This window comes from Acidovorax sp. Leaf160, assembly GCF_001424265.1.
Classification (GTDB): Bacteria; Pseudomonadota; Gammaproteobacteria; order Burkholderiales; family Burkholderiaceae_C; genus Paracidovorax.
Map to the genome: position 1 here is coordinate 1 of NZ_LMOV01000002.1, position 23,133 is coordinate 23,133.

22 protein-coding genes are annotated in these 23,133 nt (G+C 69.2%); 14 read left to right on the forward strand and 8 right to left on the reverse strand.

Translation table 11 applies throughout. The features are described 5' to 3' along the window. Positions 1 to 98 precede the first annotated feature (98 nt). Positions 99 to 407, reverse strand: coding sequence for a hypothetical protein (locus ASF94_RS02015; protein ID WP_082492924.1), 309 nt, complete (start codon positions 405 to 407; stop codon positions 99 to 101). Between the two features lie 129 nt (positions 408 to 536). Between ASF94_RS02015 and ASF94_RS02020 the strand changes: the two genes are divergently transcribed. From ASF94_RS02020 to ASF94_RS02030, 3 genes are all read left to right on the forward strand, one after another. Further along, on the forward strand, positions 537 to 1,466 hold the full coding sequence (locus tag ASF94_RS02020) for a LysR family transcriptional regulator (RefSeq protein WP_056660842.1): 930 nt from the start codon (positions 537 to 539) through the stop codon (positions 1,464 to 1,466). 151 nt (positions 1,467 to 1,617) lie between these two features. Continuing rightward, positions 1,618 to 3,717, forward strand: a complete 2,100-nt coding sequence (locus ASF94_RS02025; RefSeq protein WP_056660845.1) for a 3-hydroxyacyl-CoA dehydrogenase NAD-binding domain-containing protein — start codon at positions 1,618 to 1,620, stop codon at positions 3,715 to 3,717. 47 nt (positions 3,718 to 3,764) lie between these two features. Next, positions 3,765 to 4,940: an acetyl-CoA C-acyltransferase gene (locus ASF94_RS02030; RefSeq protein ID WP_056660848.1), complete on the forward strand. Its 1,176-nt coding sequence runs from the start codon at positions 3,765 to 3,767 to the stop codon at positions 4,938 to 4,940. 189 nt (positions 4,941 to 5,129) lie between these two features. Here ASF94_RS02030 and ASF94_RS02035 read toward each other — a convergent pair whose 3' ends face one another. Further along, a complete protein-coding gene (locus ASF94_RS02035) occupies positions 5,130 to 5,747 on the reverse strand; it encodes a TetR/AcrR family transcriptional regulator (RefSeq protein WP_056660851.1) in 618 nt (205 codons plus the stop codon). 101 nt (positions 5,748 to 5,848) lie between these two features. Here ASF94_RS02035 and ASF94_RS02040 point away from each other — a divergent pair, with 101 nt between their 5' ends. From ASF94_RS02040 to ASF94_RS02075, 8 genes are all read left to right on the forward strand, one after another. Then, the gene (locus ASF94_RS02040) at positions 5,849 to 7,321 is read left to right on the forward strand and encodes an MFS transporter (protein WP_056660854.1); all 1,473 of its coding nucleotides are present in this window, start codon (positions 5,849 to 5,851) and stop codon (positions 7,319 to 7,321) included. Positions 7,322 to 7,491: 170 nt separating this feature from the next. Next, positions 7,492 to 9,345 (forward strand): acyl-CoA dehydrogenase, encoded by a 1,854-nt coding sequence (locus ASF94_RS02045; RefSeq protein WP_056660857.1) that lies wholly within the window; start codon positions 7,492 to 7,494, stop codon positions 9,343 to 9,345. Positions 9,346 to 9,526: 181 nt separating this feature from the next. Continuing rightward, on the forward strand, positions 9,527 to 10,318 hold the full coding sequence (locus tag ASF94_RS02050; RefSeq protein ID WP_056660860.1) for an SDR family oxidoreductase: 792 nt from the start codon (positions 9,527 to 9,529) through the stop codon (positions 10,316 to 10,318). A gap of 56 nt (positions 10,319 to 10,374) precedes the next feature. Continuing rightward, positions 10,375 to 10,806, forward strand: coding sequence for a PaaI family thioesterase (locus ASF94_RS02055; protein ID WP_056660863.1), 432 nt, complete (start codon positions 10,375 to 10,377; stop codon positions 10,804 to 10,806). Between the two features lie 124 nt (positions 10,807 to 10,930). After that, complete coding sequence (locus ASF94_RS02060; protein WP_056660866.1) at positions 10,931 to 11,947, forward strand: NADP-dependent oxidoreductase; 1,017 nt, start codon at positions 10,931 to 10,933, stop codon at positions 11,945 to 11,947. Beyond that, the gene (locus tag ASF94_RS02065; protein ID WP_056660869.1) at positions 11,948 to 12,427 is read left to right on the forward strand and encodes a GNAT family N-acetyltransferase; all 480 of its coding nucleotides are present in this window, start codon (positions 11,948 to 11,950) and stop codon (positions 12,425 to 12,427) included. Between the two features lie 33 nt (positions 12,428 to 12,460). Beyond that, positions 12,461 to 13,396, forward strand: a complete 936-nt coding sequence (locus tag ASF94_RS02070) for a glutathione S-transferase (protein ID WP_056660872.1) — start codon at positions 12,461 to 12,463, stop codon at positions 13,394 to 13,396. 158 nt (positions 13,397 to 13,554) lie between these two features. Continuing rightward, positions 13,555 to 14,460, forward strand: a complete 906-nt coding sequence (locus ASF94_RS02075; protein ID WP_056660875.1) for an SDR family oxidoreductase — start codon at positions 13,555 to 13,557, stop codon at positions 14,458 to 14,460. Between the two features lie 9 nt (positions 14,461 to 14,469). Here the strand turns inward: ASF94_RS02075 and ASF94_RS02080 are convergent, their stop codons facing one another. From ASF94_RS02080 to ASF94_RS02090, 3 genes are all read right to left on the reverse strand, one after another. After that, the gene (locus tag ASF94_RS02080) at positions 14,470 to 14,883 is read right to left on the reverse strand and encodes a DUF2306 domain-containing protein (protein WP_056660878.1); all 414 of its coding nucleotides are present in this window, start codon (positions 14,881 to 14,883) and stop codon (positions 14,470 to 14,472) included. Between the two features lie 395 nt (positions 14,884 to 15,278). Then, complete coding sequence (locus tag ASF94_RS02085; RefSeq protein ID WP_056660881.1) at positions 15,279 to 16,013, reverse strand: ABC transporter substrate-binding protein; 735 nt, start codon at positions 16,011 to 16,013, stop codon at positions 15,279 to 15,281. 227 nt (positions 16,014 to 16,240) lie between these two features. Next, a complete protein-coding gene (locus tag ASF94_RS02090; protein WP_082492925.1) occupies positions 16,241 to 16,891 on the reverse strand; it encodes a DUF1566 domain-containing protein in 651 nt (216 codons plus the stop codon). A 145-nt stretch (positions 16,892 to 17,036) separates the two neighbouring features. Here ASF94_RS02090 and ASF94_RS02095 point away from each other — a divergent pair, with 145 nt between their 5' ends. The 3 genes from ASF94_RS02095 to ASF94_RS02105 all read left to right on the forward strand — a co-directional run bounded on the left by ASF94_RS02095 (position 17,037) and on the right by ASF94_RS02105 (position 21,139). Next, positions 17,037 to 18,230, forward strand: coding sequence for a DUF1624 domain-containing protein (locus ASF94_RS02095; RefSeq protein ID WP_156382389.1), 1,194 nt, complete (start codon positions 17,037 to 17,039; stop codon positions 18,228 to 18,230). 162 nt (positions 18,231 to 18,392) lie between these two features. Next, positions 18,393 to 19,715 (forward strand): multidrug effflux MFS transporter, encoded by a 1,323-nt coding sequence (locus tag ASF94_RS02100; RefSeq protein ID WP_082492926.1) that lies wholly within the window; start codon positions 18,393 to 18,395, stop codon positions 19,713 to 19,715. Between the two features lie 65 nt (positions 19,716 to 19,780). Next, positions 19,781 to 21,139 carry an MFS transporter gene (locus ASF94_RS02105; RefSeq protein ID WP_082492947.1) on the forward strand — a complete coding sequence of 453 codons (1,359 nt, stop codon included), beginning with the start codon at positions 19,781 to 19,783 and terminating at the stop codon, positions 21,137 to 21,139. A 42-nt stretch (positions 21,140 to 21,181) separates the two neighbouring features. Here ASF94_RS02105 and ASF94_RS02110 read toward each other — a convergent pair whose 3' ends face one another. The 3 genes from ASF94_RS02110 to ASF94_RS02120 all read right to left on the reverse strand — a co-directional run bounded on the left by ASF94_RS02110 (position 21,182) and on the right by ASF94_RS02120 (position 23,101). Continuing rightward, positions 21,182 to 22,291, reverse strand: coding sequence for a DUF72 domain-containing protein (locus tag ASF94_RS02110; protein WP_056661355.1), 1,110 nt, complete (start codon positions 22,289 to 22,291; stop codon positions 21,182 to 21,184). A 23-nt stretch (positions 22,292 to 22,314) separates the two neighbouring features. Beyond that, a complete protein-coding gene (locus tag ASF94_RS02115; protein WP_056660892.1) occupies positions 22,315 to 22,725 on the reverse strand; it encodes a hypothetical protein in 411 nt (136 codons plus the stop codon). Between the two features lie 112 nt (positions 22,726 to 22,837). Then, entirely contained in the window at positions 22,838 to 23,101 is a 264-nt protein-coding gene (locus tag ASF94_RS02120) for a hypothetical protein (RefSeq protein ID WP_056660895.1), read from the reverse strand. Between the last annotated feature and the right edge of the window lie 32 nt (positions 23,102 to 23,133).

The window sequence follows — 23,133 nt, forward strand, 5'->3', positions numbered from 1 at the left end:
CCGAAGTGCTCGGTGGACTGCATTTCCTGGTTTTCGCAGTGCTCATGTTGCCCGCTGCCGTACGGGTGCTGACTTCGGCGGGAAGTTCATAACACGCTCTAGAGCAGGATGAGTTCGCCCACCAGGGCATTGGTGGTGTCAGCTCCGCCGTCCACCACCAGCACGTGGCCGGGGCGCATCAACGTCAGCGCCTTGTAGATCAGCAGGTTGTCTCCGGGGCGCACCTTCACCGTGAGTGCCGTGCCGACGAGCCTGGTGCGGGTGTGAATGCGCCGCAGGTTGCACAGGCCCGACAGGCGCTGGAGGTTGTCGCTCAGATGCGAGACGGCGATCTCGCGGAACGACTCGGCCAGCGGGTGCGGGTCGGGAGTGGGCAGGACGGTGTAGGGGCTGGGGTTTGCGCTCATCGGTTGACTTCAATGCCATGTAACGAGCGCCCATTCTTCGATGTCCGGCAGTTTAAAAAAAGCGATATTTATCGATATTTTTCAATATCAGAACTTGATATATTGGCCGGGTAAATACCCCCTCCATCCATGTTTTCCTTCAAGCAACTCGAAGCGGTCTACTGGATCGACCGGGCCGGCAGTTTCGCTGGCGCCGCACTGCGGCTCAACACGTCCCAGGCGGCCATCTCCAAGCGCGTTCAGGAACTGGAGTCGGTGCTTTCCGCCGACATCTTCGATCGCAGCCAGCGCCAGGCCCGCCTGACCGAGAAAGGCGAGGAAGTGCTGCAGGCCGCCGTGCGGCTGCTGGAACAGCGCGATCAGGCGCTGGAAGCTCTGACCCGTCCCGAGGCGATGACCCGGCGCCTGCGCATCGGCGTCACCGAACTGACCGCCATGACCTGGCTGCCGCTGCTGCTGCAGCGCGTGCGCGCCGAATACCCGCGCGTCGCCATCCTGCCCGACGTGGATTCCGGCCTCAATCTGCGCGACAAATTGCTGGCCGATGAGATCGACGTGGCCATCGCTCCACAGGCCCTGGACGAACCCCGGTTCTCCACGCTGTCGCTGGGCCAGGTTCCGTTCGCCTGGATGTGCCAGGCCGGGGCGCTGCCTGCCGACCGGAAAGTGGCCGCCCACGAACTCGCCGGGCAGACCATCCTGGTACAGGGGCCGAAGTCGGTGCTGGGCACCTTGGTGGAGCGCTGGCTGCGCAGCCAGCAGGTGCACCGCGCGCAGTCCATCTCCACCGACAGCGTGCTGCCGCTGATCGGCCTGACCGTGGCCGGCATGGGCGTCAGCTACCTGCCGCGCGACTGTCTGGCGACCTGGATCGACAGCGGTGCGCTGCAGGTCTTCCACACGTCTCTGCCGGCGCCCGAGGTGCACTACGCCGTCTCGTGGCGGGCAGAGCGCCGCAGCGTGCTGGTGTCGTCGGTGACCCAGATCGCCAGGGAGTGCTGCGACTTTTCCAACTTGTTCCAGCGGTCGGCGCAGGAGCCTGCCGCGGGGCGCGCCTGAGAGCCGATACCCGCTTTGTCCGGTCTGGGACAGAAGTGTCTTGGACGTGCCTTCCACCGCCCCTAGAATGGAAAAGCACGATCGTTCGATTCGTCGCCCAGCGCGGCGTCCCGTTGTTTCCCATCCTTTCACTTCTGAGGAACCCCAGAGCATGACCGCTGCCTACGAAGTCCACGGCGACATTGCCGTGATCACGCTGAACAACCCACCCGTCAACGGGCTGGGCCATGCCACCCGCAAGGGCATCACCGACGGTCTGGAGCGTGCCAACGCCGATGCCGCCGTCAAGACCATCGTCATCACGGGCGCGGGGGGCGCGTTCTCGGGTGGGGCCGACATCAAGGAATTCGGCACCGACAAGGCGCTGCAGGAGCCCAACCTGCTGTCCGTCATCAGCACGGTCGAGAATTCCCCCAAGCCGGTCGTCGCCGCCATCCACACCGTCTGCATGGGCGGCGGCCTGGAACTCGCCCTCGGCTGCCACTACCGCATCGCCGCGCCCGGCTGCAACGTGGCCCTGCCGGAGGTGAAGCTCGGCATCCTGCCCGGTGCCGGCGGCACGCAGCGGCTGCCGCGCGTGGTGGGCGTGGAGCCGGCCCTGAACATGATCGTGAGCGGCGAGCCGGTCAAGAGCGAGCTGATCGGCTCCATGCCCGGCCAGAAGCTGTTCGACAAGATGGCCGCTTCGCCCGAATCGCTGGCCGAGGAAGCCCTGGCCTTCGCCCGCAGCGTGGCCGACGCGCGCCCGCTGCCGCTGGTGCGCAACCTGCCCTGCAAGCACCCCGAGGGCGATGCTTACTTCCAGTTCGCGCGCAACATGGTCAAGGGCATGGCCAAGAATCTGCCCGCGCCCGCCAAGTGCGTGGATGCGGTCGAGGCCGCCACCAAGCGCAAGTTCGCCGACGGCATGGCCTATGAGCGCGAACTGTTCATCAACCTGATGTGGACGCCCGAGTCGCGCGCACTGCGCCACATCTTCTTCTCCGAGCGCGCGGCCAGCAAGATTCCGGACGTGCCGTCCGACACGCCGCAGCGCGCCATCAAGACGGTGGGCGTGATCGGCGCCGGCACCATGGGCGGCGGCATCGCCATGAACTTCCTGAACGCCGGCATTCCCGTGATCATTTTGGAAACGAAGCAGGAAGCGCTGGACCGGGGCATCGCCACCATCAAGAAGAACTACGAAGCCCAGGTCAAGAAGGGCAAGCTGAAGGAAGACAAGTTCCAGCAGCGCATGGGCCTGCTGCAAACCACGCTGAGCTACGACGACCTGAAGGACGCCGACCTTGTCATCGAGGCCGTGTTCGAGGAAATGGGCGTCAAGGAAGCCGTGTTCAAGCAGCTCGACGCCGTGGCCAAGCCCGGCGCCATCCTGGCCTCCAACACCTCCACGCTGGACGTGGACCAGATCGCCTCCTTCACGAAGCGCCCGCAGGACGTGGTGGGCATGCACTTCTTCAGCCCCGCGAACGTGATGCGCCTGCTGGAAGTGGTGCGCGGCAAGGAAACCGCCAAGGACGTCCTGGCCACGGTGATGGCGATCGCCAAGAAGATCAAGAAGACGGCCGTGGTCTCTGGCGTGTGCGACGGCTTCATCGGCAACCGCATGATCGAGCGCTACAGCCAGCAGGCCGGCTTCCTGCTGGACGAAGGCGCCACGCCCCAGCAGGTGGACCGTGCCATCGAGAAGTTCGGGTTCGCGATGGGCCCGTTCCGCATGGGCGATCTGGCCGGCAACGACATCGGCTGGGCGATCCGCAAGCGCCGCGCCGTCGAGCGTCCGGACATGAAGTACAGCCGCACGGCCGACAAGCTCTGCGAGCTGGGCCGCTTCGGCCAGAAGACGGGTGCGGGCTGGTACGACTACCAGGCCGGCAAGCGCGACGCCATCCCGAGCGATCTGGTGAACAAGATGGTGGAAGACCACCGCAAGGAACTGGGCGTGACGCCGCGCAAGATCAGCGACGAGGAGATCGTGCAGCGGCTGGTGTTCGCGCTGGTGAACGAGGGCGCGAAGATCCTGGACGAAGGCATCGCCAGCAAGGCGGGCGACATCGACATGGTGTACCTCACCGGCTATGGCTTCCCCATCCACCGCGGCGGCCCCATGCACTACGCCAGCGAACTGGGCCTCTTCAATGTCGAGCAGTCGATGAAGCGATTCGCGCAGAACCCGCTGGACGACGCCTCCGCCTGGGAGCCCGCGCCGCTGCTCTCGCGCCTGGCCGCCGAAGGCAAGGCCTTCGCCTGAGCACGGCGCCTTCGCCGCTCCCGCTGACCGAACAAGGAATCTTGCACATGACCTCCGCAGTGATCGTCTCCACCGCCCGCACCCCGCTCGCCAAGAGCTGGAAGGGCTCGTTCAACATGACCCACGGCGCCACGCTGGGCGGCCACGCCGTGCAGCACGCCGTGCAGCGCGCCGGCATCGACGGCGCGCACGTCGATGACGTCATCATGGGCTGCGCCACGCCCGAAGGCGCGACCGGCAGCAACATCGCCCGCCAGATCGCGCTCAAGGCCGGCCTGCCCGTCACCACCTCGGGCATGACCATCAACCGCTTCTGCTCCTCGGGCCTGCAGACCATCGCCACCGCCGCCCAGCGCATCATCGCGGGCGAGGGCGACGTGTACGTGGCCGGCGGCGTGGAAAGCATCTCCTGCGTGCAGCAGGAAATGAATCTGCACATGATCCGCGACCTGGCGCTGGAAAAGCAGAAGCCCGAGATCTACTGGAACATGCTGCAGACGGCAGAGCAGGTCGCCAAGCGCTACGGCATCGGCCGCGAGGCGATGGACGAATACGGCGCCGCCAGCCAGCAGAAGGCCTGCGCCGCGCAGGCCGCCGGCCTGTTCGACGCCGAGATCGCGCCCATCACCGTCACGGCCGGCATCGCCGACAAGACGATGGGCCTGATCACGAAGCAGGTCACCGTCTCCAAGGACGAAGGCACGCGCGAAGGCACGACGGTCGAGGCCATCCGCGGCCTGCGCTCGGCGCTGCCGGGCGGCCTGGTGTCTGCCGGCAACGCCAGCCAGTTCAGCGACGGCGCGGGTGCCTGCGTAGTCACCAGCGAGGCCTACGCCAGCCAGCATGGACTCAAGCCCCTGGGCCGCTTCCTCGGCTTCGCGGTGGCCGGCTGCGAGCCCGACGAGATGGGCATCGGCCCCGTCTTCGCCGTGCCCAAGGTGCTGAAGAAACTCGGCCTCACGGTGCAGGACATCGACCTCTGGGAGCTGAACGAAGCCTTCGCCGTGCAGGTGCTCTACTGCCGCGACAAGCTGGGCATTCCGGCCGACCGCCTGAACGTCAACGGCGGCGCCATCGCCCTGGGCCACCCCTACGGCGTGAGCGGCCAGCGCCTGACGGGCCACGCGCTCATCGAAGGCAAGCGGCGCGGCGCCAAGCGCGTGTGCGTCACGATGTGCATCGGCGGCGGCATGGGGGCTGCGGGCATCTTCGAGGTGCTGTAAGTCGGGTGGCCATCCGCTGATGGCCCCGCTGTCCCGCTATCCCGCTGATCCAGCGACCCAGCCCCGTGCGGACGACCTGACCGCACGGGGCTTTTTCATTGCGCCACGGTGCCTGCGCCGGACGGCGCTGCCGCGGCGGCGGGGCGCCCCAGGCCATCGGAAAGCAGCGAGGCCATCGGCGGGACCGGCTTACCGGCTGCGGCCGACCATCGCCAGAATGGTCGCCCGCAATTCATCCCGCGCCTGCTCTTCGTCGATGTCTCCGGCCACCGCGGCCTGCGACAGCGCATCCGCCGCACCCAGCATCGCCCACAGGCCGGCCGGCGACACACCCTTGGGGCCTGCGAAGGGCGCGAAGATCGCCTCGCACTTTTCAATGAAGGCTTGCTGGTACTGCCGCTTCACCGCAGCCAGTTCCGGCGACCCGCCCAGGGCCGCAAGCACGTCCGGAATCTCGCGTCCCTGGGTCAGCACGCATGCGACGTAGCTGGCAGCGATGACGCCTGCTTTGTCCTCCAGCGTCGGCCGGCTGGCAGCGATGGCTGCGTCGATCACCGCCGTCTGACGGATGTCGAAGTCCTGATAGAGCGCAGCCAGCAGGCCGTTGCGCGTGCCGAAGTGGTCATAGACCACGGGCTTGGTGACGCCCGCGGCGTCGGCGAGTCGCCCCAAGGTCAGGGCATCCGTGCCTTCGTTTCCGATCAAGACCCAGGACACATCCAGCAGTTGGCGCAGCCGCTCGCCCTTGGGCAGGCGACGGCGGGGTGGATCCTGGGCGGTTTCAGGGGTTTTGTTTGCGCTTGACATCGCTATGTACCAAAGGTAACTTACCGTTTGTAGGTTACCTAAAGTATATAGCGCCCATTTCCGGGACGCCATCGGAACGCGCACGCAACGAGCCCAAGACCATGCCAAACCACACTCCATCGACAGCGCAACCCGCCGGCCGCAAAGCCTGGCTGGGCCTTCTCACCGTTCTTGCCCTCGTCCTGCTGGTGGCGATGGATGGTTCGGTGCTGTATCTCGCCATGCCGCGCGTCACGTCCTCGATCCGGCCTTCGGCGGAGCAGGCTCTTTGGATCCTCGATATCTATGGCTTCGTCGTGGGTTCGCTGCTGATCACCTTCGGCAACATCGGCGACCGCTATGGGCGGCTGAAACTGATCATGGCTGGGGCCGTCATCTTCGGCCTGGGATCCCTGGGCGTGGCGTACTCGACCACGCCGGAGGCCATGATCGCATTCCGTGCGCTGATGGGTCTGGGTGGAGCCACGCTGCTTCCTTCGGGGCTGGCCATCGTCAGCGCCTTGTTTGCCGACCCGCGCCAGCGTGCGCAGGCCATCGGCATCTTCGCGGCGACTTTTGCGGCGGGTTTCGCCATCGGACCGGTCATCGGCGGGCTGCTGCTGCAGCGCTTCGACTGGGGCGTGGTTTTCCTGATCAACGTTCCCGTGGTGCTGGCCTTTCTGCTGGCCGCACCCCTGCTGTTGCGCGAAGTACGGGCGACACGCTATGGCCGCATCGATGCGCCCAGCCTGCTCCTGTCCTTCGCCGGCATTCTGCTGCTCACGTACTCGATCAAGAGCGCAGCGGCCATGGGCTTCGGGATGCCCCAGATCGCCTTGAGCCTCTTGGGCATCCTGGCGCTGGCGATCTTCGTTCGCAGGCAGTCAAAGATCGAATTCCCGTTGCTGGACCTGGCTCTGTTCAAGGACCGCATCTTCCTGATCGCCATCCTGACCGGCCTGCTGTCACTGGTGGTCTGGTCCGCGGCGGGCTACTTGTCGGGTATCTATCTGCAATCGGTGCTGGGATTCGAGGTGTTCACCGCAGCCCTGCTGACGCTGCCTGGCGCCGTGGTGCTCACGCTCACCTGTATCGGCACCAGCCGCATCGTGGAGCGCACGGGCCGCAAGGCCGCGCTGGTCGCCACCCATTTTTTGATCAGCGCCGGCGTGTTCTTGCTGCTGTTCACGACGACAGGGGCAGGCGCCATCGCGTTTGTCGCTTCGACCGTCATTGCCGGGATGGGGTTCGGCCTGTCATTCAGCCTGGTGGCCGAAATTGCGGTGTCGGCCGTGCCGCCCGAGCGTGCGGGCGCAGCCGGCTCGATTGCAGAAACCAGTAATGAGATCGGCAATGCCCTGGGCATCACGCTGCTTGGATCCCTGGCGGCGCTGGTCTTCCGCCTGTCCGGGCCCGGTGTGGCCGGCACCTTGAACGAAACGCTGGACCACGCGGGTCTGTCCGACGCAGCAGTCATGCAGGCGAAGGAGGCTTTTATGGCGGGGCTGCACCTCGCGGTGGGCCTCGGTGGGCTTCTGACGCTGTTGGTGGGTATAGCCGCCTGGTTCTGGCTGCCGAGAAAGCTGCCGGACTAGGGAGCCGGGGGCGGAATTTCGGGCTTGCTGTCGCCCGTCCGAGCGCTAGTGCGGCGGCGATGAACGGTCACTCACCCGGCCGCCGTCGGGGCCGCGTTGGTCGTCCGGGCTCTGCGGCACGTCACGCAGCGGACATGCCGCAGCCTGCGCCCGCTCCCATAATTTCCCGCATGACCACCTCCCTGCGTTCCACCCTCGACTTCCTGCTCTACGACTGGCTGCAGGCCGAAGCGCTGCAGCAGCGCGAACGCTTTGCCGACCATGCACGCGAGACCTTCGATGCCGTGCTGGACACCAGCGAGCGCATCGCCCGCGAGAAGTTCGCGTCCTTCAATCGCCTGGTCGATACCGAAGAGCCGCGCACCGAAACCCAGCCCGGCGGCACGCTGCGCGTGGTGCTGCCCGAGGCCACGCATGCCGCGCGCCGCGCCTATGCCGAATCCGGCCTGCTGAGCGCCGCGCAGGACTACGCCATTGGCGGCATGCAGCTGCCCTACACGGTGGAGGCGGCGGCCAACAGTTTCTTCGCGGCGGCGTCGGTCAGCATCGGCTCCAACCTGCTCACTTCGGGCAATGCCAACCTGCTGATGGCGCACGGCACGCCGCTGCAAAAGCAGGTGTTCGCGCAGAACGAATTCGACGGCCGCTGGGCCGGCACCATGTGCCTGTCGGAGCCGCAGGCCGGCTCTTCGCTGTCCGACGTGGCCACGCGCGCGGTGCCCGATGGCGAAGGCTTCGAGGCCGACCCGCTCGGGCCGCGCTACCGCCTGACCGGCAACAAGATGTGGATCAGCTCGGGCGACCACGAGATGACCGAGAACATCGTGCACCTGGTGCTGGCGAAGATTCCCGCAGCGGACGGCAAGCTGGTGCCGGGCGTGCGCGGCATCTCGCTCTTCATCGTGCCCAAGCAGCTGGTGAACGCGGAAGGCCAGCTGACCGGGGAGCGCAATGACGTCGCCCTGGCGGGCCTGAACCACAAGCTGGGCTGGCGCGGCACCACCAACACGCTGCTGAACTTCGGCGAAGGCACCTACCCCGTGCGGGGCGGTGCCGGGGCCATCGGCTACCTCGTCGGCCAGCCGGGCGAGGGCCTGAAGTGCATGTTCCACATGATGAACGAGGCGCGCATCGGCATCGGCATGGCGGCCACCATGCTGGGGCTGGCCGGCTACTACGCCAGCCTGGACTACGCAAAGAACCGCCCCCAGGGCAGGCCCGTCGGCAAGGGCGGCAAGGACGCCGCCGCGCCCCAGGTGCGCCTGATCGAGCATGCCGACATCAAGCGCATGCTGCTGGCGCAAAAGAGCTATGGCGAAGGCGCTTTGGCGCTCAACCTGTACTGCGCGCGGCTGGTGGACGAGCAGCACACCGGCGATGCGGCCCAGGCCGACGAGGCGCGCCTCTTGCTGGAGGTGCTCACGCCCATCGCCAAGAGCTGGCCCAGCGAGTGGTGCCTGGAGGCCAATTCGCTCGCCATCCAGATCCACGGCGGCTATGGCTATACGCGCGACTTCCCCGTGGAGCAGTACTGGCGCGACAACCGCCTGAACATGATCCATGAAGGCACGCATGGCATCCAGGCCCTGGACCTGCTGGGCCGCAAGGTGCTGATGGAGGGCGGCCGGGGCCTGGCCCTGCTGGCCGCGCGCATCAACGCCACGGTGCAGCAGGCGATCCAGCAGCCCGAACTGGCGGCGCACGCCAACGCCCTGGCCGGCGCGCTGGGCGAAGTGGGCGCGGCCACCAAGGCCGCCTGGGCGACGGGCGAGCCCACCGAAGCGCTGGCCAACGCCGTGCCCTACATGCAGGCCTTCGGTCACACCGTGATGGCCTGGGTCTGGCTGGACCTGGCGCTCGCCACGCTGCGCTCTGATGCTACTACTTCGATAGCATCGAGCCAAGGCAGGTTGGGCGCTGCACGCTATTTCTTCCATTACGAGCTGCCCAAGATCGGCGCCTGGCTGAACGTGGTGAGGCAGCGGGACACCACCTGCGCAGCGCTGCCGGAAGACGCCTTCTGACCGTGCCCCGGTAGGGCCGCTCCGGCCGGTCAACGGCGCGACACGGCGCGCGCCGGGCGGCCCCCACAATGCTGCCCAGGGCCCCGGCCGCCCCAGCCATCCAGGCCGTCCAGGCCCGCCGCTGCGGGCTGGCCACGTCCCTTCCGCCATTCCAACGAGCCTTACCAGGAGACCTTCGACCATGAGCCGCACCGTCCAGCAACTCTTCGACCTTTCGGGCAAGACCGCCCTCGTCACCGGCGGCTCGCGCGGCCTGGGCCTGCAGATGGCGCATGCGCTGGGCGAAGCCGGCGCCCGCGTGCTGATCACCTCGCGCAAGGCGGCCGACCTGGAGGAGGCCACCGCCACGCTGCAGGCCGCCGGCATCGATGCGCGCTGGGTCGCGGCCGATTGCGGCCAGGAGGCCGACATCCAGCGGCTGGCGGCTGAGACGCTGCAGCGCCTGGGCGACGTGGACATCCTGGTCAACAACGCGGGCGCCAGCTGGGGCGCGCCGGCCGAGGACCACCCCACCGCCGCCTGGGACAAGGTGATGAACCTCAACGTGCGCGGCTACTTCCTGCTGTCGCAGGCGATTGCCAAGCAGAGCATGATCCCGCGCAAGAGCGGCCGCATCCTGAACGTGGCGTCGGTGGCGGGCCTGGGCGGCAACCCCATCGAGATGAAGACCATCGCCTACAACACGTCCAAGGGCGCGGTGATCAATTTCACGCGGGCGCTGGCGGCCGAGTGGGGCGTGCACGGCATCACGGTGAACGCCATCTGCCCGGGCTTCTTCAAGACCAAGATGGCGTCGGTGCTGATCGAGACGCTGGGCGAGGAGAAGATGGCCCAGCACGCGCCGCTGCGCCGCCTGGGCGACGACGAAGACCTGAAGGGCATCGCGCTGCTCTACGCCAGCGACGCGGGCAAGCACATCACCGGCCAGTGGATGGCGGTGGACGGCGGCGTGAGCGTGGTGACGGGCGGCTGATTGCGGTACAACCGCCTGCTGTCCTCCACGCCCAACGTCCGTCCTTGCATCCATCCATGTCCCCACACAACGATTCGCTGAGCTTCGGTGTCGAGATCCCGTTCGTCACCCACCTGGGTTTCACCCTGCACCACATGGAGGGCGGCGAATCCGAGCTGCGCTATGAGGCCGCCCCGGAACATCTGAATTCGTTCGATGTGACTCACGGCGGGGCCACCATGACGCTGCTGGACGTCACCCTGGCCACCGCAGCGCGCAGCGTCACGCCCGATTTCGGCGTGGTCACCATCGAGATGAAGACCAGCTTCATGCAGCCGGCCGTGGGGCCGCTGGTGGCCAAGGGGCGCCTGCTGCACCGCACCCGGTCCATCGCGTTCGTCGAAGGCACGGTGTATGACGCCCAGGGGCGGGCCTGCAGCCATGCGACCGGCACCTTCAAGTACGTGAAGCGGGCGCCGGCCGAAGGCGCGGCCGTGTCCACGGACTGACGCACGCACCCCGCAGGCCGCGCGGCAGGCGCTGACGGCTTGCAACTTCTGCATCCGATCGTGCTGCAGCGCTTGATTTACCGGCGCATGCAGCTATCGTAAAAATAGCAAAGGAGATTCCCGCATGCCACGCAACCAACAAGTTCTGCTCGACAACCGCCCGCAGGGCGAAGCCACCACCGGCAACTTCAAGCTCGTCACCACCGACACGCCCGCCTTGCAAGACGGCGAGGTGCTGGTGCGCCACCACTATCTGAGCCTCGACCCCTACATGCGCGGCCGCATGAACGAAAGCAAGAGCTACGCAGCCAGCCAGCCGCTGGGCGAACCCATGATCGGCGGCACGGTGGGCGAGGTGGTGGAAAGCCGCAACGCCAAGTACGCCGTGGGCGACAAGGTGGTCGGCATGGGCGGCTGGCAGGAATACAGCGTGGCCGACGGCAACGCGCCCGGCATGCTGCGCAAGGTCGATACGACCCACGTGCCGCTGCCTTCCTACCTGGGTGCCGTGGGCATGCCCGGGGTGACGGCCTGGTATGGCCTCGTCAAGATCATCGAGCCCAAGGCCGGCGAGACGGTGGTGGTGAGCGCCGCCACGGGCGCGGTGGGCAGCGCGTTCGCGGCCCTGGCCAAGGCGCGCGGCTGCCGCGTGGTGGGCATCGCCGGCGGGCCCGAGAAGTGCCGCTACGCCACCGAAGAGCTGGGCTTCGACGTCTGCATCGACCACCGCGAACACGGCGATCTGAAGGCCATGTCCAAGGCGCTCAAGGAAGCCTGCCCGAACGGCATCGACGGCTATTTCGAGAACGTGGGCGGCTACATCCTCGACGCGGTGCTGCTGCGCGCCAACGCCTTCGCCCGCGTGGCGGTGTGCGGAATGATCGCGGGCTACGACGGCCAGCCGCTGCCCCTGCAGAACCCGGCGCTCATCCTGGTCAACCGCATGAAGGTGCAGGGTTTCATCGTGAGCGAACACATGGATGTCTGGCCCGAGGCGCTGAAGGAACTGGGCGGGCTGGTCGGCTCCGGCAAGCTGCGCCCGCGCGAGACCATCGCCGAGGGGCTGGCCGCCGCGCCGGAAGCCTTCCTGGGCCTGCTCAAGGGCAAGAACTTCGGCAAGCAGCTGGTCAAGTTGGTCTGAATGGCCGCAGCCTCGACCGCAGCCTCTGCCTGGCACTGGACCTGGGCCCGATTCGACGACCTGGGCGTGCATGCGCTGCATGATGCCCTGGCGCTGCGCTGCCGCGTGTTCATCCTGGAGCAGGGGCCCTACCAGGACCCGGACGACGCCGACAAGACCGCCTGGCACCTCTTGGGCCGCGCCGCGCCGGGCGGCCCGCTGCTCGCCACCTTGCGGGTCGTGGACCCGGGGGTGAACTACCCCGAGGCCTCCATCGGCCGCGTGGTGACCGCCCCCGAGGCGCGCGGCACCGGCGCCGGCCGTGCGCTGGTGGCCGAGGGCCTGGCGCGCTGCCGCCAGGTGTGGCCGGGGCAGGCGGTGCGCATCAGCGCGCAGGCGCACCTGCAGCGCTTCTATGGCGACCACGGCTTTGCCACCGTGTCGCCCGAATACCTGGAAGACGGCATTCCCCACGTCGAAATGCTCTGCCCACCCGCCTGAGGGCGGTGCGGCAGCCAAGCCAAGGAGACTCCCATGACCACCGAACTGATCCTGCACCACTATCCCTCGTCGCCGTTCTCCGAAAAGATCCGGCTCGCGCTGGGCATGAAGCAGCTGGCGTGGAAGTCCGTCATCGTGCCCAGCGTGGCGCCCAAGCCGGACGTGGTCGCGCTCACCGGGGGCTACCGCCGCACGCCCTTCGTGCAGCTCGGGGCCGACATCTACTGCGACACCGCCCTGATCTGCGATGTGCTGGAGCATGTGCAGCCCGAGCCGCCGCTGCACCCGCCGCACCTCAAGGGCGTGGCGCGTGTCTTTGCCCAGTGGGCCGACACCACGCTGTTCTGGGCCGCCATGGCCTACAACCTGCAGCCCAGGGGCGCCAGCGTGCTGTTCGCCAATCTGCCGCAGGCGGCGCAGCAGGCTTTCGTGGCCGACCGGCGCGCCATGAACGGCGGCATGCAGCGGCTCGACCCCCGCGACGCGACGGCGGCCTACCGCTCGTACTTGCGCCGCATCGCCCACATGGCCGAAGAGCACGACTTCCTCTTCGGCGCCGAGCCCTGCGTGGCCGACCTGGCCGCCTACCACCCGCTGTGGTTCACGCGCCAGTGCGTGCCGGTCATGGCCGACATCTTCACGGCCACCCCGGCCGTCACCGAATGGATGGACCGCGTCGCCGCGCTGGGCCACGGCCGCATGGAGAAGTTCGACGCCGAGGGCGCCATCGCCGTGGCGGCCCGCTCGGAGCCGCTGCCGCTGGTGGGCGACGTCTTCCAGGACGAGCACGGCATACCGCTGGGCAGCGAGGTCACCATCACGGCGGAAACCTTCGGCCCCGAGCCCACGCAGGGCACGCTGGTGGCTGCCACCCGTACCCGCTACACCCTGCGCCGCACCGACCCGCGTGCTGGCACGGTGCATGTGCATTTCCCCCGCATCGGGTATGCATTGAAGCGATCCCCCTGAGGCGCTGCGCGCCTTCCCCCTTCTCTCGTCCCGCTGCGCGGTCCGGGAAGAGGGACGACGCCAGCGGAGTCCCGCGGCGTCTGCTGGCTTAGGCCGCGATGAGGCATACCCCGCCGACCGATTCACAGTCACGTAAAACCGTACGCAGGAGACACAAGATGATCGAAGACTTCCACGGCAAGACCGCCGTCATCACGGGCGCGGGCTCCGGCTTCGGGCTGGAATGCGCGCGCATCGGCGCGCAGCGCGGCATGAACCTGGTGCTGGTCGATGTGCAGCAGAACGCACTCGACGCCGCAGCGGCCGAGCTGCAGGCCGCCGGTGCCCAGGTGCTGGCACGGCGCGTGGACGTATCGGATGCAGGGCAGATGGAGCAGCTGGCCGCGGACGTGCAGGAGCGCTTCGGCGCCCCGCACCTGGTGTTCAACAACGCGGGCGTGGGTGCGGGCGGCCTGCTGTGGGAGAACACGGTGGCCGACTGGGAATGGGTGCTGGGCGTGAACCTCTGGGGCGTGGTGCACGGCGTGCGCCTCTTCACGCCGATGATGCTGCAAGCGGCGGCCCAAGACCCCGCCTGGCGCGGCCATATCGTCAACACCGCCAGCATGGCGGGGCTGCTGAACCCGCCCAACATGGGTGTCTACAACGTCAGCAAGCACGCCGTGGTGAGCCTGAGCGAGACGCTCTACCAAGACCTGTCGCTGGTCACCGACCAGATCGGCGCCAGCGTGCTGTGCCCTTACTTCGTGGCGACGGGCATCCACTCCAGCGAGCGCAACCGGCCCGGCACCCTGGCGGCAGGACAGCCCACCAAGAGCCAGCTGATCGGCCAGGCCATGACGGGCAAGGCCGTCAGCAGCGGCAAGGTGTCGGCTGCCGACGTGGCGGCCAAGGTGTTCGACGCCGTCGCCAGCAATCAGTTCTATATCTACAGCCACCCGAAGGCGCTGGGCCCCGTGCAGACCCGGCTGGAAGACGTGATGCAGCAGCGCAACCCGACCGACGCCTTCGCCGACAAGCCAGAACTCGGCGCCCAGCTGCGCGCGCAGCTGCGCGGGGCCTGAGCCCTCGGCTCACAGCCAGCCCAGCCACGTGCCCCAGACAAGCTGACCCATCGCCCGCTGCGGCAGCAGGGTGAAAAGCCCGGCGACGAGGCAGGCCCCCATATAGAGCCGCTGCATGCAGCGCCGGTGCCTGGGGATGTCGCCTCGCGCCAGGGCCCGGAACGCCGCGAACAGGTAAGCCGCCGTGACCACGACCAGCAGGTGGATCGGCGTGAACCCTGCGACGTTGGGCAGCCCGAAGTCGCGAATGAAGATGGCCGATGTGGCGGTGATGACCATCAGCACCACCCACGCATAGCCGAACATGCGGTGCAGTCGCGGACGGGTGATCCGCCCGTGGCGGGCCCACAGAGCCACCGGCCCGGTGAGCACGGCCAGCAGGGCAGCGGTCGCGTGAAGGGCGATGAGCGGTGTGAAGTGCATGGCGGCCTGACGGGGGGTGGTGCACGCACTGTGCCGGCGGCCCGCGCGGGCCGCCGTGCGCTTGCGACGGGCTGTGCCTGCCGCGCCGCGAGCGGTGCGGTGGCTGCGCGAACGGCGGCCCGAACGGCGGCCCGGTGGGCAATACCCGCCGGTGAATCGACGTCCGTTCGTGCCGGCCTGCCGAAGCCTGTGGACCGGACGGGCCCAGCCCTTTGGCAGGCGCACGGCGAGCGAGTCAACGGACTGCCACGAGGCCCAGGGGGCAGCGCCGCGCGGCGCGCAGCGCGGTCAACGCGTGTCTGTGTCCTGAGGGCCACCGGGTGCCACTGAGTTCCGCCGGGTGCCCACGGGTTCCGCCGGTCAGCGCGGCGGCCCCATGCCGGCCGCCGTGCAGCTCAGCCCGCCGGGGGCGCCACCGACGCGCCTTCGATGCCGTGCCGCGCCAGCGCCTGCGCCACGAACCCGCTCGCCTTGGCCTCTTCGACGAACGCGGCCAGAGCCTGCGCGGCCTCGGCGCCGCGCGACCTGGGCAGGCCCAGGGCCTGCTGGATCACCATGAAGCGGCCCGGCAGCAGGCGCAACCCCGGGTGGTGGGCGGCGTCGGACTGCAACTGCTGGCGCACCCCGGCTGCCACGTCGGCCTGCTCGGCCAGGAAGGTGGCGACCACCTCGGGTGACGTGGGCGCGCGCAGCAGCTCGGCGTGGCGTATCTCGCGCGAGAGGTGCAGGTCGTAGGCGCTGCCGCGGCCCACCACCAGCCGGTGGCCGGGCGCATCCACCTCGGCGTTGTCCTGCAGCGGGGAGTCGTAACGCACCAGGTAGCTGCCCTCGATCAGCACGTAGGGGGCTGAAAACGCGATGCCGGCGCCGCGCACCGGGTCCACTGCGAAGAAGCCGAAGTCGGCCCGCTCGTCCGTCACCGCTTCGACCGACTTGCCGGCGGCGTCGAAGACGCACAGCTGCAATGGCACGCCCAGCTGATCGGCCAGGCGCCGCGCCAGATCCACCGACACGCCTTCGGCGCCGCCGTCGCCGGCCGGCCGCGCGAGGATGGGGTTGCCGGTGTTGATCGCCGCGCGCAGGGTGCCTGCAGGGGCCAGAAGGGGGCGGAGAGCGCTGGACAGGGGCATGGAGCATCAGGCGGTGAAAGGCCTGCCGGTGGAGGAAGAAAAGAGACGATACGGCATACGCCGGTCTGCGAAGCCCTGTCGGCCGGAGCCGGGCGCCGGCGCACTGCCCAGGGCGTGCTTTGGCTTCGGCAGGCTCAGCCCGGCTAGGCTTTACTCGTGTCGACTCGATGGCATCGGCTTCACGGCGATTGCAGGGGGCGCGTCACCCGAGGATTCGGGCATGCCGTTCACGGCATCGGCCGCACGAGACGCACCGGCAGCCGCGTGCCTTTGCCGATGTTGCCGCGCGCCTCGCCGGTTTCCATGTCCACGGCCCAGCCCTGCTGCGCCTGCAGGCCGCTTTCGCCGCTGCCGCCGCGCGCCACGGTGCCGTAGTTGTAGGGGTTCACCGTGGCGGTGTTCACGCTCGCCGTGCCGGTCCAGTGCCATTCCATCGGCGTCGCCGGGAACAGCACCGGATCGACGATGGCCGGCTGGCGCGTGCGATCGACCAGCCGGCGCAATTCCGGCACGCGCGGTAGGCGCCAGCGCACGCCCTCAGCCTTCCAGCGCGCCTGGGCCAGCGCCTGGGCCTGCGAATAGGTGAAAAGACGCGCCTCGCCAGCGCAGCTGCGGCCCGTCCACTGCATGCCCTCGACGCAGCGGGGCCAGGCCAGCCGCGCGCGTTCGTCCAGCACCGAAGCACCGTCCGCAGACGGCGCCAGCACGGGCCGGCGGGACGGCGCCCCCTCGGGCTCGCCGGCGTCCTGCGCCGCTGCGCCGGCCGCGAAGGAAGGGGGCGGGAACACGGCGGCCGCAGCGCCCAGCGCCAGCAGGACGGCCGCCGCAGCGTGGGAGGCGGCATGGCCGTGGGACGGGAGCAGGGCGGTTGCAGGCATGGTCCCGGCATTCTCGCGCAAGCCCCTGCGCGGCGCGCGGGCCTGGCGGCCAGGGCGCTGCAGGGCGGCACAATGTCGTCCCCTTTCGTTTGGCATGCCGGTGCATGCCGGCCGTTCGCACACTTCCCGCCCGTATCGCTCGCCCATGTCCACCACGCTTTCTCCTGCAGGCAGTTCGACTGCGTCACGGCGCCTCGCTTCCATCGACGCCCTGCGCGGACTGGTGATCGTCTTCATGCTGCTGGACCATGTGCGCGAGACGTTCTTCCTGCACCACCAGGTGACCGATCCCATGGCGGTCGCCACCACGCTCCCCGAACTCTTCGGCAGCCGCCTGCTGGCCCACCTGTGCGCGCCGGTGTTCGTCTTCCTCACCGGGCTGTCGGCCTTTCTCTACGGCGCCCGGCAGGCGGATGGACGCGCCGCCACCGCTGTCTTCCTGGCCCAGCGCGGTCTGTTTCTGGTGCTGCTGGAGCTGACGTTGGTGAACTTCGCCTGGACGGCCCAGTTTCCGCCGCAGGTCATCTATCTGCAGGTGATCTGGGTCATCGGCCTCAGCATGCTGGCGCTGGCCGGCCTGCTGTGGTTGCCGCGCCCGGTGCTCGTGGCCCTGGGGCTGGTCATCGTGGCGGGCCACAATCTGCTGGACGGCCTGCACTTTCCGCCCGGCGACCCGCTGCACGTGCCCTGGGCGGTGCTGCACGATCGCGGCTGGCTGTCGTTCGGGGGAGAGGGCGGCGAAGCCGGCCTGCGGCTGCGCACCTCGTACCCGCTGCTGCCCTGGATCGGGGTGATCGCGCTGGGCTACGCTGCGGGGCCCTGGTTCGCGGCCAACGCCGACCCGGCCGCGCGCCGCCGGCGCCTGTGGGGCTGGGGCCTGGTGCTGCTGGCCGGTTTCGTGCTGTTGCGCGCGCTGAACGTGTATGGCGACCATCCGTGGGCCGCCGGCGAGTCCGGCCTGCGCACGGCGATGAGCTTCGTCAACATCACCAAGTACCCGCCGTCGCTGCTCTACGTGGCGCTGACGCTGGGCGTCGGCCTGCTGCTGCTGTGCGGGTTCGAGCGGATGAACCCCGACGGCGCGCTGGTGCGGGTGCTGACGGTGTATGGCGCGGCCCCCATGTTCTTCTACCTGCTGCACATCTACGTGCTGCGCTGCGCCTACATGGCGGCCGTCGCGCTGTGGGGGCCGAACCAGGGTGCGTATTTCGGCTTCGACAGCGTGGGGGCCGTCTGGCTGGCCTCGCTGGTGCTGGCCGTGGCGCTGTTCTGGCCGGTGCGCGCCTTCGGGCGCTTCAAGGCCCGCCGCAAGGACATCGCCTGGCTCAAGTACCTGTGAGCCGGGGCTGGCCGCCGCCGCCGACGTGCATGTTGCCGTGGCGTTGAATGCTATCAATATGATAGCTGAAGGCCTAGGCAGTATCAGCGGTTGAGGCTTGAAACGCTGCAGGTCTTGCCCCCACGGCGGCGCACTGCGGCGGGTAAGGCGACAATCGCCGGAATGCGTTCCCCGTCCGACTCTTCTCCTCCCGCCCATTCTTCCGCCCCACCTTCCGCTGGCCCCGCCGCCAGTTCCTCGCCGTCTGCCGCCGCCGCGCCTGCGGCTTCCACGACCCACTTCGTGGGGCTCGCGCTGGTGCTGGGCCTGCTGTCTGCCATCGGCCCGTTCGCCATCGACATGTACCTGCCGGCGCTGCCCGACATCGGCGCCAGCCTGCGCGCCGACGTGGGTGCCGTGCAGTGGAGCCTGACCGCCTTCTTCGTCGCGCTGGGGGTGGGTCAGCTGGTCTACGGCCCCGTCTCCGACCGGGTCGGCCGCAAGCCGCCGCTCTACTTCGGGCTGGCCTTGTTCGCCGTCACCAGCGTGGGCTGCGCGCTCGCCACCGACATCCAGACGCTGATCGCGCTGCGCTTCCTGCAGGGGCTGGGCGCCGCCGCCGGCATGGCGATTCCGCGCGCGGTGGTGCGCGACCTGCACACCGGCACCGAGGCCGCACGGCTGATGTCGCTGCTGATGCTGGTGTTCAGCGTGTCGCCGCTGCTGGCGCCGCTCGCGGGCAGCGGGGTGATCGCGCTCGCCGGATGGCGCGGCGTCTTCTGGGCCGTGGCGCTCGCCGCGGTCGCCGGCCTGGTCATGGTGAACCGTTCGCTCGAGGAAACGCTGCCCGCCGCGCGCCGGGCGCAGGGCCCGCAGGCCTCCTGGGGCCGGGCGTTGGCCGCGTACGGGGTGCTGCTGCGGGACGCGCACTACCTGGGGCTGGTGCTGATCGGTGGCTGTTCGATGGCCGGCTTCTTCGTCTACCTGGCCAGCTCGCCCTTCGTACTGATCAACCACTACGGCCTGTCCTCCGTGCAGTACAGCTTGGCGTTCTCGGTCAACGCGGCGGCCTTCTTCGCGGCGGCGCAGTTCACCGCCCGGCTGGGGCAGCGCTTCGGGCTGGTGCGGGTGGTGAAGGCTGCGGTCTCCGTGGCCGCCGCCGTCATGGCGGTGATGCTGGCCTACTACGCTTCGGGCGGCGACCGGCTGGGCGTGCTGCTCGGCCTCTACTTCCTGGCCAGCGCCGCGATGGGCCTGGTGATTCCCACCACCTCCGTGCTGGCCCTGGAAGAGCACGGCGCCATCGCCGGCACGGCATCGGCCCTGCTCGGCACGCTGCAGATGCTGGTGGGCGCGGCGGCGATGGGGGTGGTCGGCCTGTTCGCCAGCGGCAAGCCCTTGCCGATGGTGGTCGGCATGACGGCGGGCGCCCTGGTGGGCTTCGCGCTCACCTGGCTCACGCTGGGCGGCAAGCGCGCCCACCGCGTCGGCGGGGCGGGGCTTTGACGGGCCTGCCAGCGCCGGGCGCGGCCGCAGCCGATGGCCTGCCCCAGCCGGCGCGCACGCACGCCATGCTGGTCATCATCCTGGGCCTCACGCTGGCGGTGCTCGACAGCAGCATCGTCAACCTGGCGCTGCCGGGCATCGCGCGCGAGCTCGATGCCAACGCCTCGCAGGCCATCTGGGTGGTCAATGCCTACCAGATCGCCGCGCTGGTGCTGCTGCTTCCGCTGGCCGCGCTGGGCGACCGGCTGGGCTACCGGCGTGTCTACCTGGTCGGCATGGCCGTCTTCGTGCTGGCCTCGGTGGGCGCCATGCTGGCCTCGTCGCTGTCCGCGCTGATCGCTGCGCGGGCGGTGCAGGGCATCGGCGCGGCGGGCGTGATGAGCGTCAATGCGGCGCTGGTGCGGCTGATCTTTCCGCGCGCCATCCTGGGGCGCGGCGTGGCGCTCAACTCGCTGGTGGTGGCGGGCGCCACCATGGCCGGGCCTTCGGTGGCGGCGGCCATCCTCTCGGTGGCCAGCTGGCCCTGGCTGTTCGCCCTGAACCTGCCGCTCGGCGCCTTCACGCTCTGGCGCGGCCGGCAGGCGCTGCCCGGCAATCCGGTCAAGGCGGGCGGCGCGCCGATCTCGCTGACCGACGTGGCGCTCAACATCGCCATGTTCACGCTGATCTTCATCGGCGGGGAGCGCCTGGGCGTGCGAGCCGAGGCGGCAGGTGCTGCCGGTGCGGCAGGCCCTGCGGGCGTTTCCGGCGGGTGGCTGCTCGCGGCCGGCCTGGCGGTGGGCGTGGCGTTCCTGCGGCGGCAGTGGCGGCTGCAGGCCCCGCTCTTTCCGGTCGATTTGCTGCGCATTCCGGTGTTCGCGCTGTCGATGGCCTCGTCGGTAAGCGCCTTCTGCGCGCAGATGCTGGCCTTCCTGGCGCTGCCGTTCCTGCTGCTCGAAGTGCATGGCCGCTCGCACATCGAAGCGGGCCTGCTCATCACCGTGTGGCCGCTGGGCATCGTGCTCGTCGCCCCGATCGCCGGCCGGCTCATCGGCCGCTATGCCGACGGCGCGCTGGGCGGCATCGGGATGGCCGTGTTCGCCTGCGGCTTGCTGGCGCTGGCCTTCCTGCCCGTGCATGCCGGCAGCGCCGACATCGTCTGGCGCATGGCCCTCTGCGGCGCGGGTTTCGCGCTGTTCCAGTCGCCCAACAACCACACCATCGTCACGACGGCGCCGCTGCACCGCAGCGGCGCGGCCAGCGGCATGCTGGGCACCGCGCGCCTGACCGGCCAGACGCTGGGCGCCGTGCTGCTGGCAGGCATCTACGCGGTGTGGCACCAGCACGACGGGCGGGCCGAATCCATCGCCATGCTGCTGGCGGCCGGCAGCGCCGGGGTGGCGGGGGTGTGCAGCACATTGCGGGTGGGGCGTGCTCGGCAGTGACGGCCCAAGGCGCCCGCGTCTCGACCGGGCGGCGCGTGCCCCTCAGCCTTGCGCCACGATCCGTTCCGCCAGCGTGCGGATCGTGAGCGGCGCACACCCCTCGGCGTGGTTGCTGATCGTGACGTAGGCGTTCTGCCCCCGCGCCGTGATGCCGGCGACCGCGTGCGCGAGCTCGGCATGCAGGGCCGGGTCCGGGTGGTGGATGCGGTCGAACGGCTCATACAGCTTTTCGGCGTCTTCGTAGCCGTACATGCCGTGCACCGGGTTCAGGTTCCAGCGGCAGACCAAAGGGCCGGGCCAGAGCATCCGCAGCAGCGGCAACTGATCCTGCAGCGCCGGCATGCGCGCATGCAGGCCCAGGCAGTAGGTGGCGCCGCTGGCGCGCAGCACCTCGGCCAGGCGCGGCAGCACCGCCGCAGTCAGCCACTCGGGGTCGCGCACCTCTACGGCCAGCACCGCGTCCGGGGCGACGTCATGGAGCGGCGGCTGGGCGCGCAGCATCGCATCGAGCCGGTCCAGCACATCGGGCAGCCGGTGCAGCAACGGCGGCGGCAGCGGGCTGAGCTGGAACACGAGCGCCCCGGCCTTGGCGCCCAGCCCCTCCAGCACCGGTTGCACGAATTCCTGCAGCGCCAGCTCCGGGCTGAGGAAGGCGCTGTTGGCCTGCTTGCCGCGCCCGTCCTCGCTGCGCACCAGCGCATCGGTCACCAGACTCGGCGCCTTGACCACGAAACGGAAGTCGTCGGGCACCTGGGTCGCGTAGCGGGCGTATTGCTCGGCGGTCAGCGGGCGATAGAAGCTGCGGTCGATGCTCACGGTGCGCAGCAGCGGGTGCTGCGCATAGACCGCCAGGCCCTGTTTCGACAGCACCGCCTGGGAATGTTCGCCCTCCCAGACCAGCCCCTTCCAGCCCGGGTAGGTCCAGGAGGAAGTGCCCAGGCGCACGCGGCGCGGCAGCGCGGCGCCCAGGGCGCGCAGGGGTTCGTCCCAGTCGGCAGGCTGCACGCCGGCGGATCGGCGGGGCGGTGGTTGGGTTGCGGGCTCGGCCGCCGCCCGCCGGGCCCGGGGTGCGGCAGCAGACTTCGCCGCGCCCGTCTCGGGTTCGGGCGCGAGCGTGTCGGCAGGCAGGTCGCCGAACAGGTCGTCCTGCACGGCGCCTGACGCAGGGGCCTTGCTCACGCGGTGCCGGGGCCGAACAGCCCGTCTTCATCCAGCAGATCCCAGGCGATCTGCGGCCGCTGGTCCATGCTCTTCTTGATGGCGGCGGGTATGGCCTGCCGGGTTTTGCGGCAGAGGCCAGGCTGCTCGTGCACGAGGATGGTGATGCCGCGCAGCGTGCGCACTTCGTTGCCGCCTGCTGCGATCGAGAGGCGGACACCCAGTTGCTGGACGAGCCGCTCTTCCATCCGGCGCAGATCCGGCAGGTCCACCAGGTTTTCGAGCCGCTGCAGCAGCCGTTTCTCTTCCTCCCGGGTGAGCCGCAAGATCCGCATGTCCCCGTCGGGCTGGCCGATCAGCACGTCCCGCCCGCACACGCAGGCACCCGGCGGGCATTCGGTGCGGATCGGAAAGGGCAGGTGCGGCATCTTGGAAAGAAGAATCGGGCGCGGCCCGGGTGGGGGCCGCGCCCGCATTCTAAAAACGATTGCGCACCCCGCACGCAGGCGGGGTGCGCAGCCAGGGGCGCGGGCCCCGGCCTCAGCCCGCGTTCTTCAGCGACTTCTTGGCCTTGTTGGCGGAGTGTTCCGAGCGCTTCTTGTGGTAGCCGGCCTTGGTGTTGTTCACCGCCTTGCCGACCGGGCCGCTCTTTTGTGCTTCGTTCTCCGCACGCTTTTGTTCGATCTTGTGCTCTGCCGAGTCGGAGGCTTCGGCCGCCGCCTTGCCGACCTGGGCGGTTGCGGTGCCGGCGGCAGCCAGGAGCGACAGCGACGCGGCGATGGCGAGCAAAGTCTTGCGTTGCATGGAAGGCCTTTCTGGAGTGGGTTGTTGTTTGC

What these genes read in the sequence shown, in the direction of transcription:
- ASF94_RS02040 (WP_056660854.1), top strand. Translation starts at nt 5,849, where the DNA reads ATGCCAAACCACACTCCATCGACAGCGCAACCCGCCGGCCGCAAAGCC.
- ASF94_RS02090 (WP_082492925.1), bottom strand. Translation starts at nt 16,891, where the DNA reads ATGCCTGCAACCGCCCTGCTCCCGTCCCACGGCCATGCCGCCTCCCAC.
- ASF94_RS02080 (WP_056660878.1), bottom strand. Translation starts at nt 14,883, where the DNA reads ATGCACTTCACACCGCTCATCGCCCTTCACGCGACCGCTGCCCTGCTG.
- ASF94_RS02105 (WP_082492947.1), top strand. Translation starts at nt 19,781, where the DNA reads ATGCTGGTCATCATCCTGGGCCTCACGCTGGCGGTGCTCGACAGCAGC.
- ASF94_RS02015 (WP_082492924.1), bottom strand. Translation starts at nt 407, where the DNA reads ATGAGCGCAAACCCCAGCCCCTACACCGTCCTGCCCACTCCCGACCCG.
- ASF94_RS02085 (WP_056660881.1), bottom strand. Translation starts at nt 16,013, where the DNA reads ATGCCCCTGTCCAGCGCTCTCCGCCCCCTTCTGGCCCCTGCAGGCACC.
- ASF94_RS02030 (WP_056660848.1), top strand. Translation starts at nt 3,765, where the DNA reads ATGACCTCCGCAGTGATCGTCTCCACCGCCCGCACCCCGCTCGCCAAG.
- ASF94_RS02065 (WP_056660869.1), top strand. Translation starts at nt 11,948, where the DNA reads ATGGCCGCAGCCTCGACCGCAGCCTCTGCCTGGCACTGGACCTGGGCC.
- ASF94_RS02020 (WP_056660842.1), top strand. Translation starts at nt 537, where the DNA reads ATGTTTTCCTTCAAGCAACTCGAAGCGGTCTACTGGATCGACCGGGCC.
- ASF94_RS02045 (WP_056660857.1), top strand. Translation starts at nt 7,492, where the DNA reads ATGACCACCTCCCTGCGTTCCACCCTCGACTTCCTGCTCTACGACTGG.
- ASF94_RS02100 (WP_082492926.1), top strand. Translation starts at nt 18,393, where the DNA reads ATGCGTTCCCCGTCCGACTCTTCTCCTCCCGCCCATTCTTCCGCCCCA.
- ASF94_RS02035 (WP_056660851.1), bottom strand. Translation starts at nt 5,747, where the DNA reads ATGTCAAGCGCAAACAAAACCCCTGAAACCGCCCAGGATCCACCCCGC.
- ASF94_RS02070 (WP_056660872.1), top strand. Translation starts at nt 12,461, where the DNA reads ATGACCACCGAACTGATCCTGCACCACTATCCCTCGTCGCCGTTCTCC.
- ASF94_RS02075 (WP_056660875.1), top strand. Translation starts at nt 13,555, where the DNA reads ATGATCGAAGACTTCCACGGCAAGACCGCCGTCATCACGGGCGCGGGC.
- ASF94_RS02120 (WP_056660895.1), bottom strand. Translation starts at nt 23,101, where the DNA reads ATGCAACGCAAGACTTTGCTCGCCATCGCCGCGTCGCTGTCGCTCCTG.
- ASF94_RS02060 (WP_056660866.1), top strand. Translation starts at nt 10,931, where the DNA reads ATGCCACGCAACCAACAAGTTCTGCTCGACAACCGCCCGCAGGGCGAA.
- ASF94_RS02055 (WP_056660863.1), top strand. Translation starts at nt 10,375, where the DNA reads ATGTCCCCACACAACGATTCGCTGAGCTTCGGTGTCGAGATCCCGTTC.
- ASF94_RS02095 (WP_156382389.1), top strand. Translation starts at nt 17,037, where the DNA reads ATGTCCACCACGCTTTCTCCTGCAGGCAGTTCGACTGCGTCACGGCGC.
- ASF94_RS02050 (WP_056660860.1), top strand. Translation starts at nt 9,527, where the DNA reads ATGAGCCGCACCGTCCAGCAACTCTTCGACCTTTCGGGCAAGACCGCC.
- ASF94_RS02115 (WP_056660892.1), bottom strand. Translation starts at nt 22,725, where the DNA reads ATGCCGCACCTGCCCTTTCCGATCCGCACCGAATGCCCGCCGGGTGCC.
- ASF94_RS02025 (WP_056660845.1), top strand. Translation starts at nt 1,618, where the DNA reads ATGACCGCTGCCTACGAAGTCCACGGCGACATTGCCGTGATCACGCTG.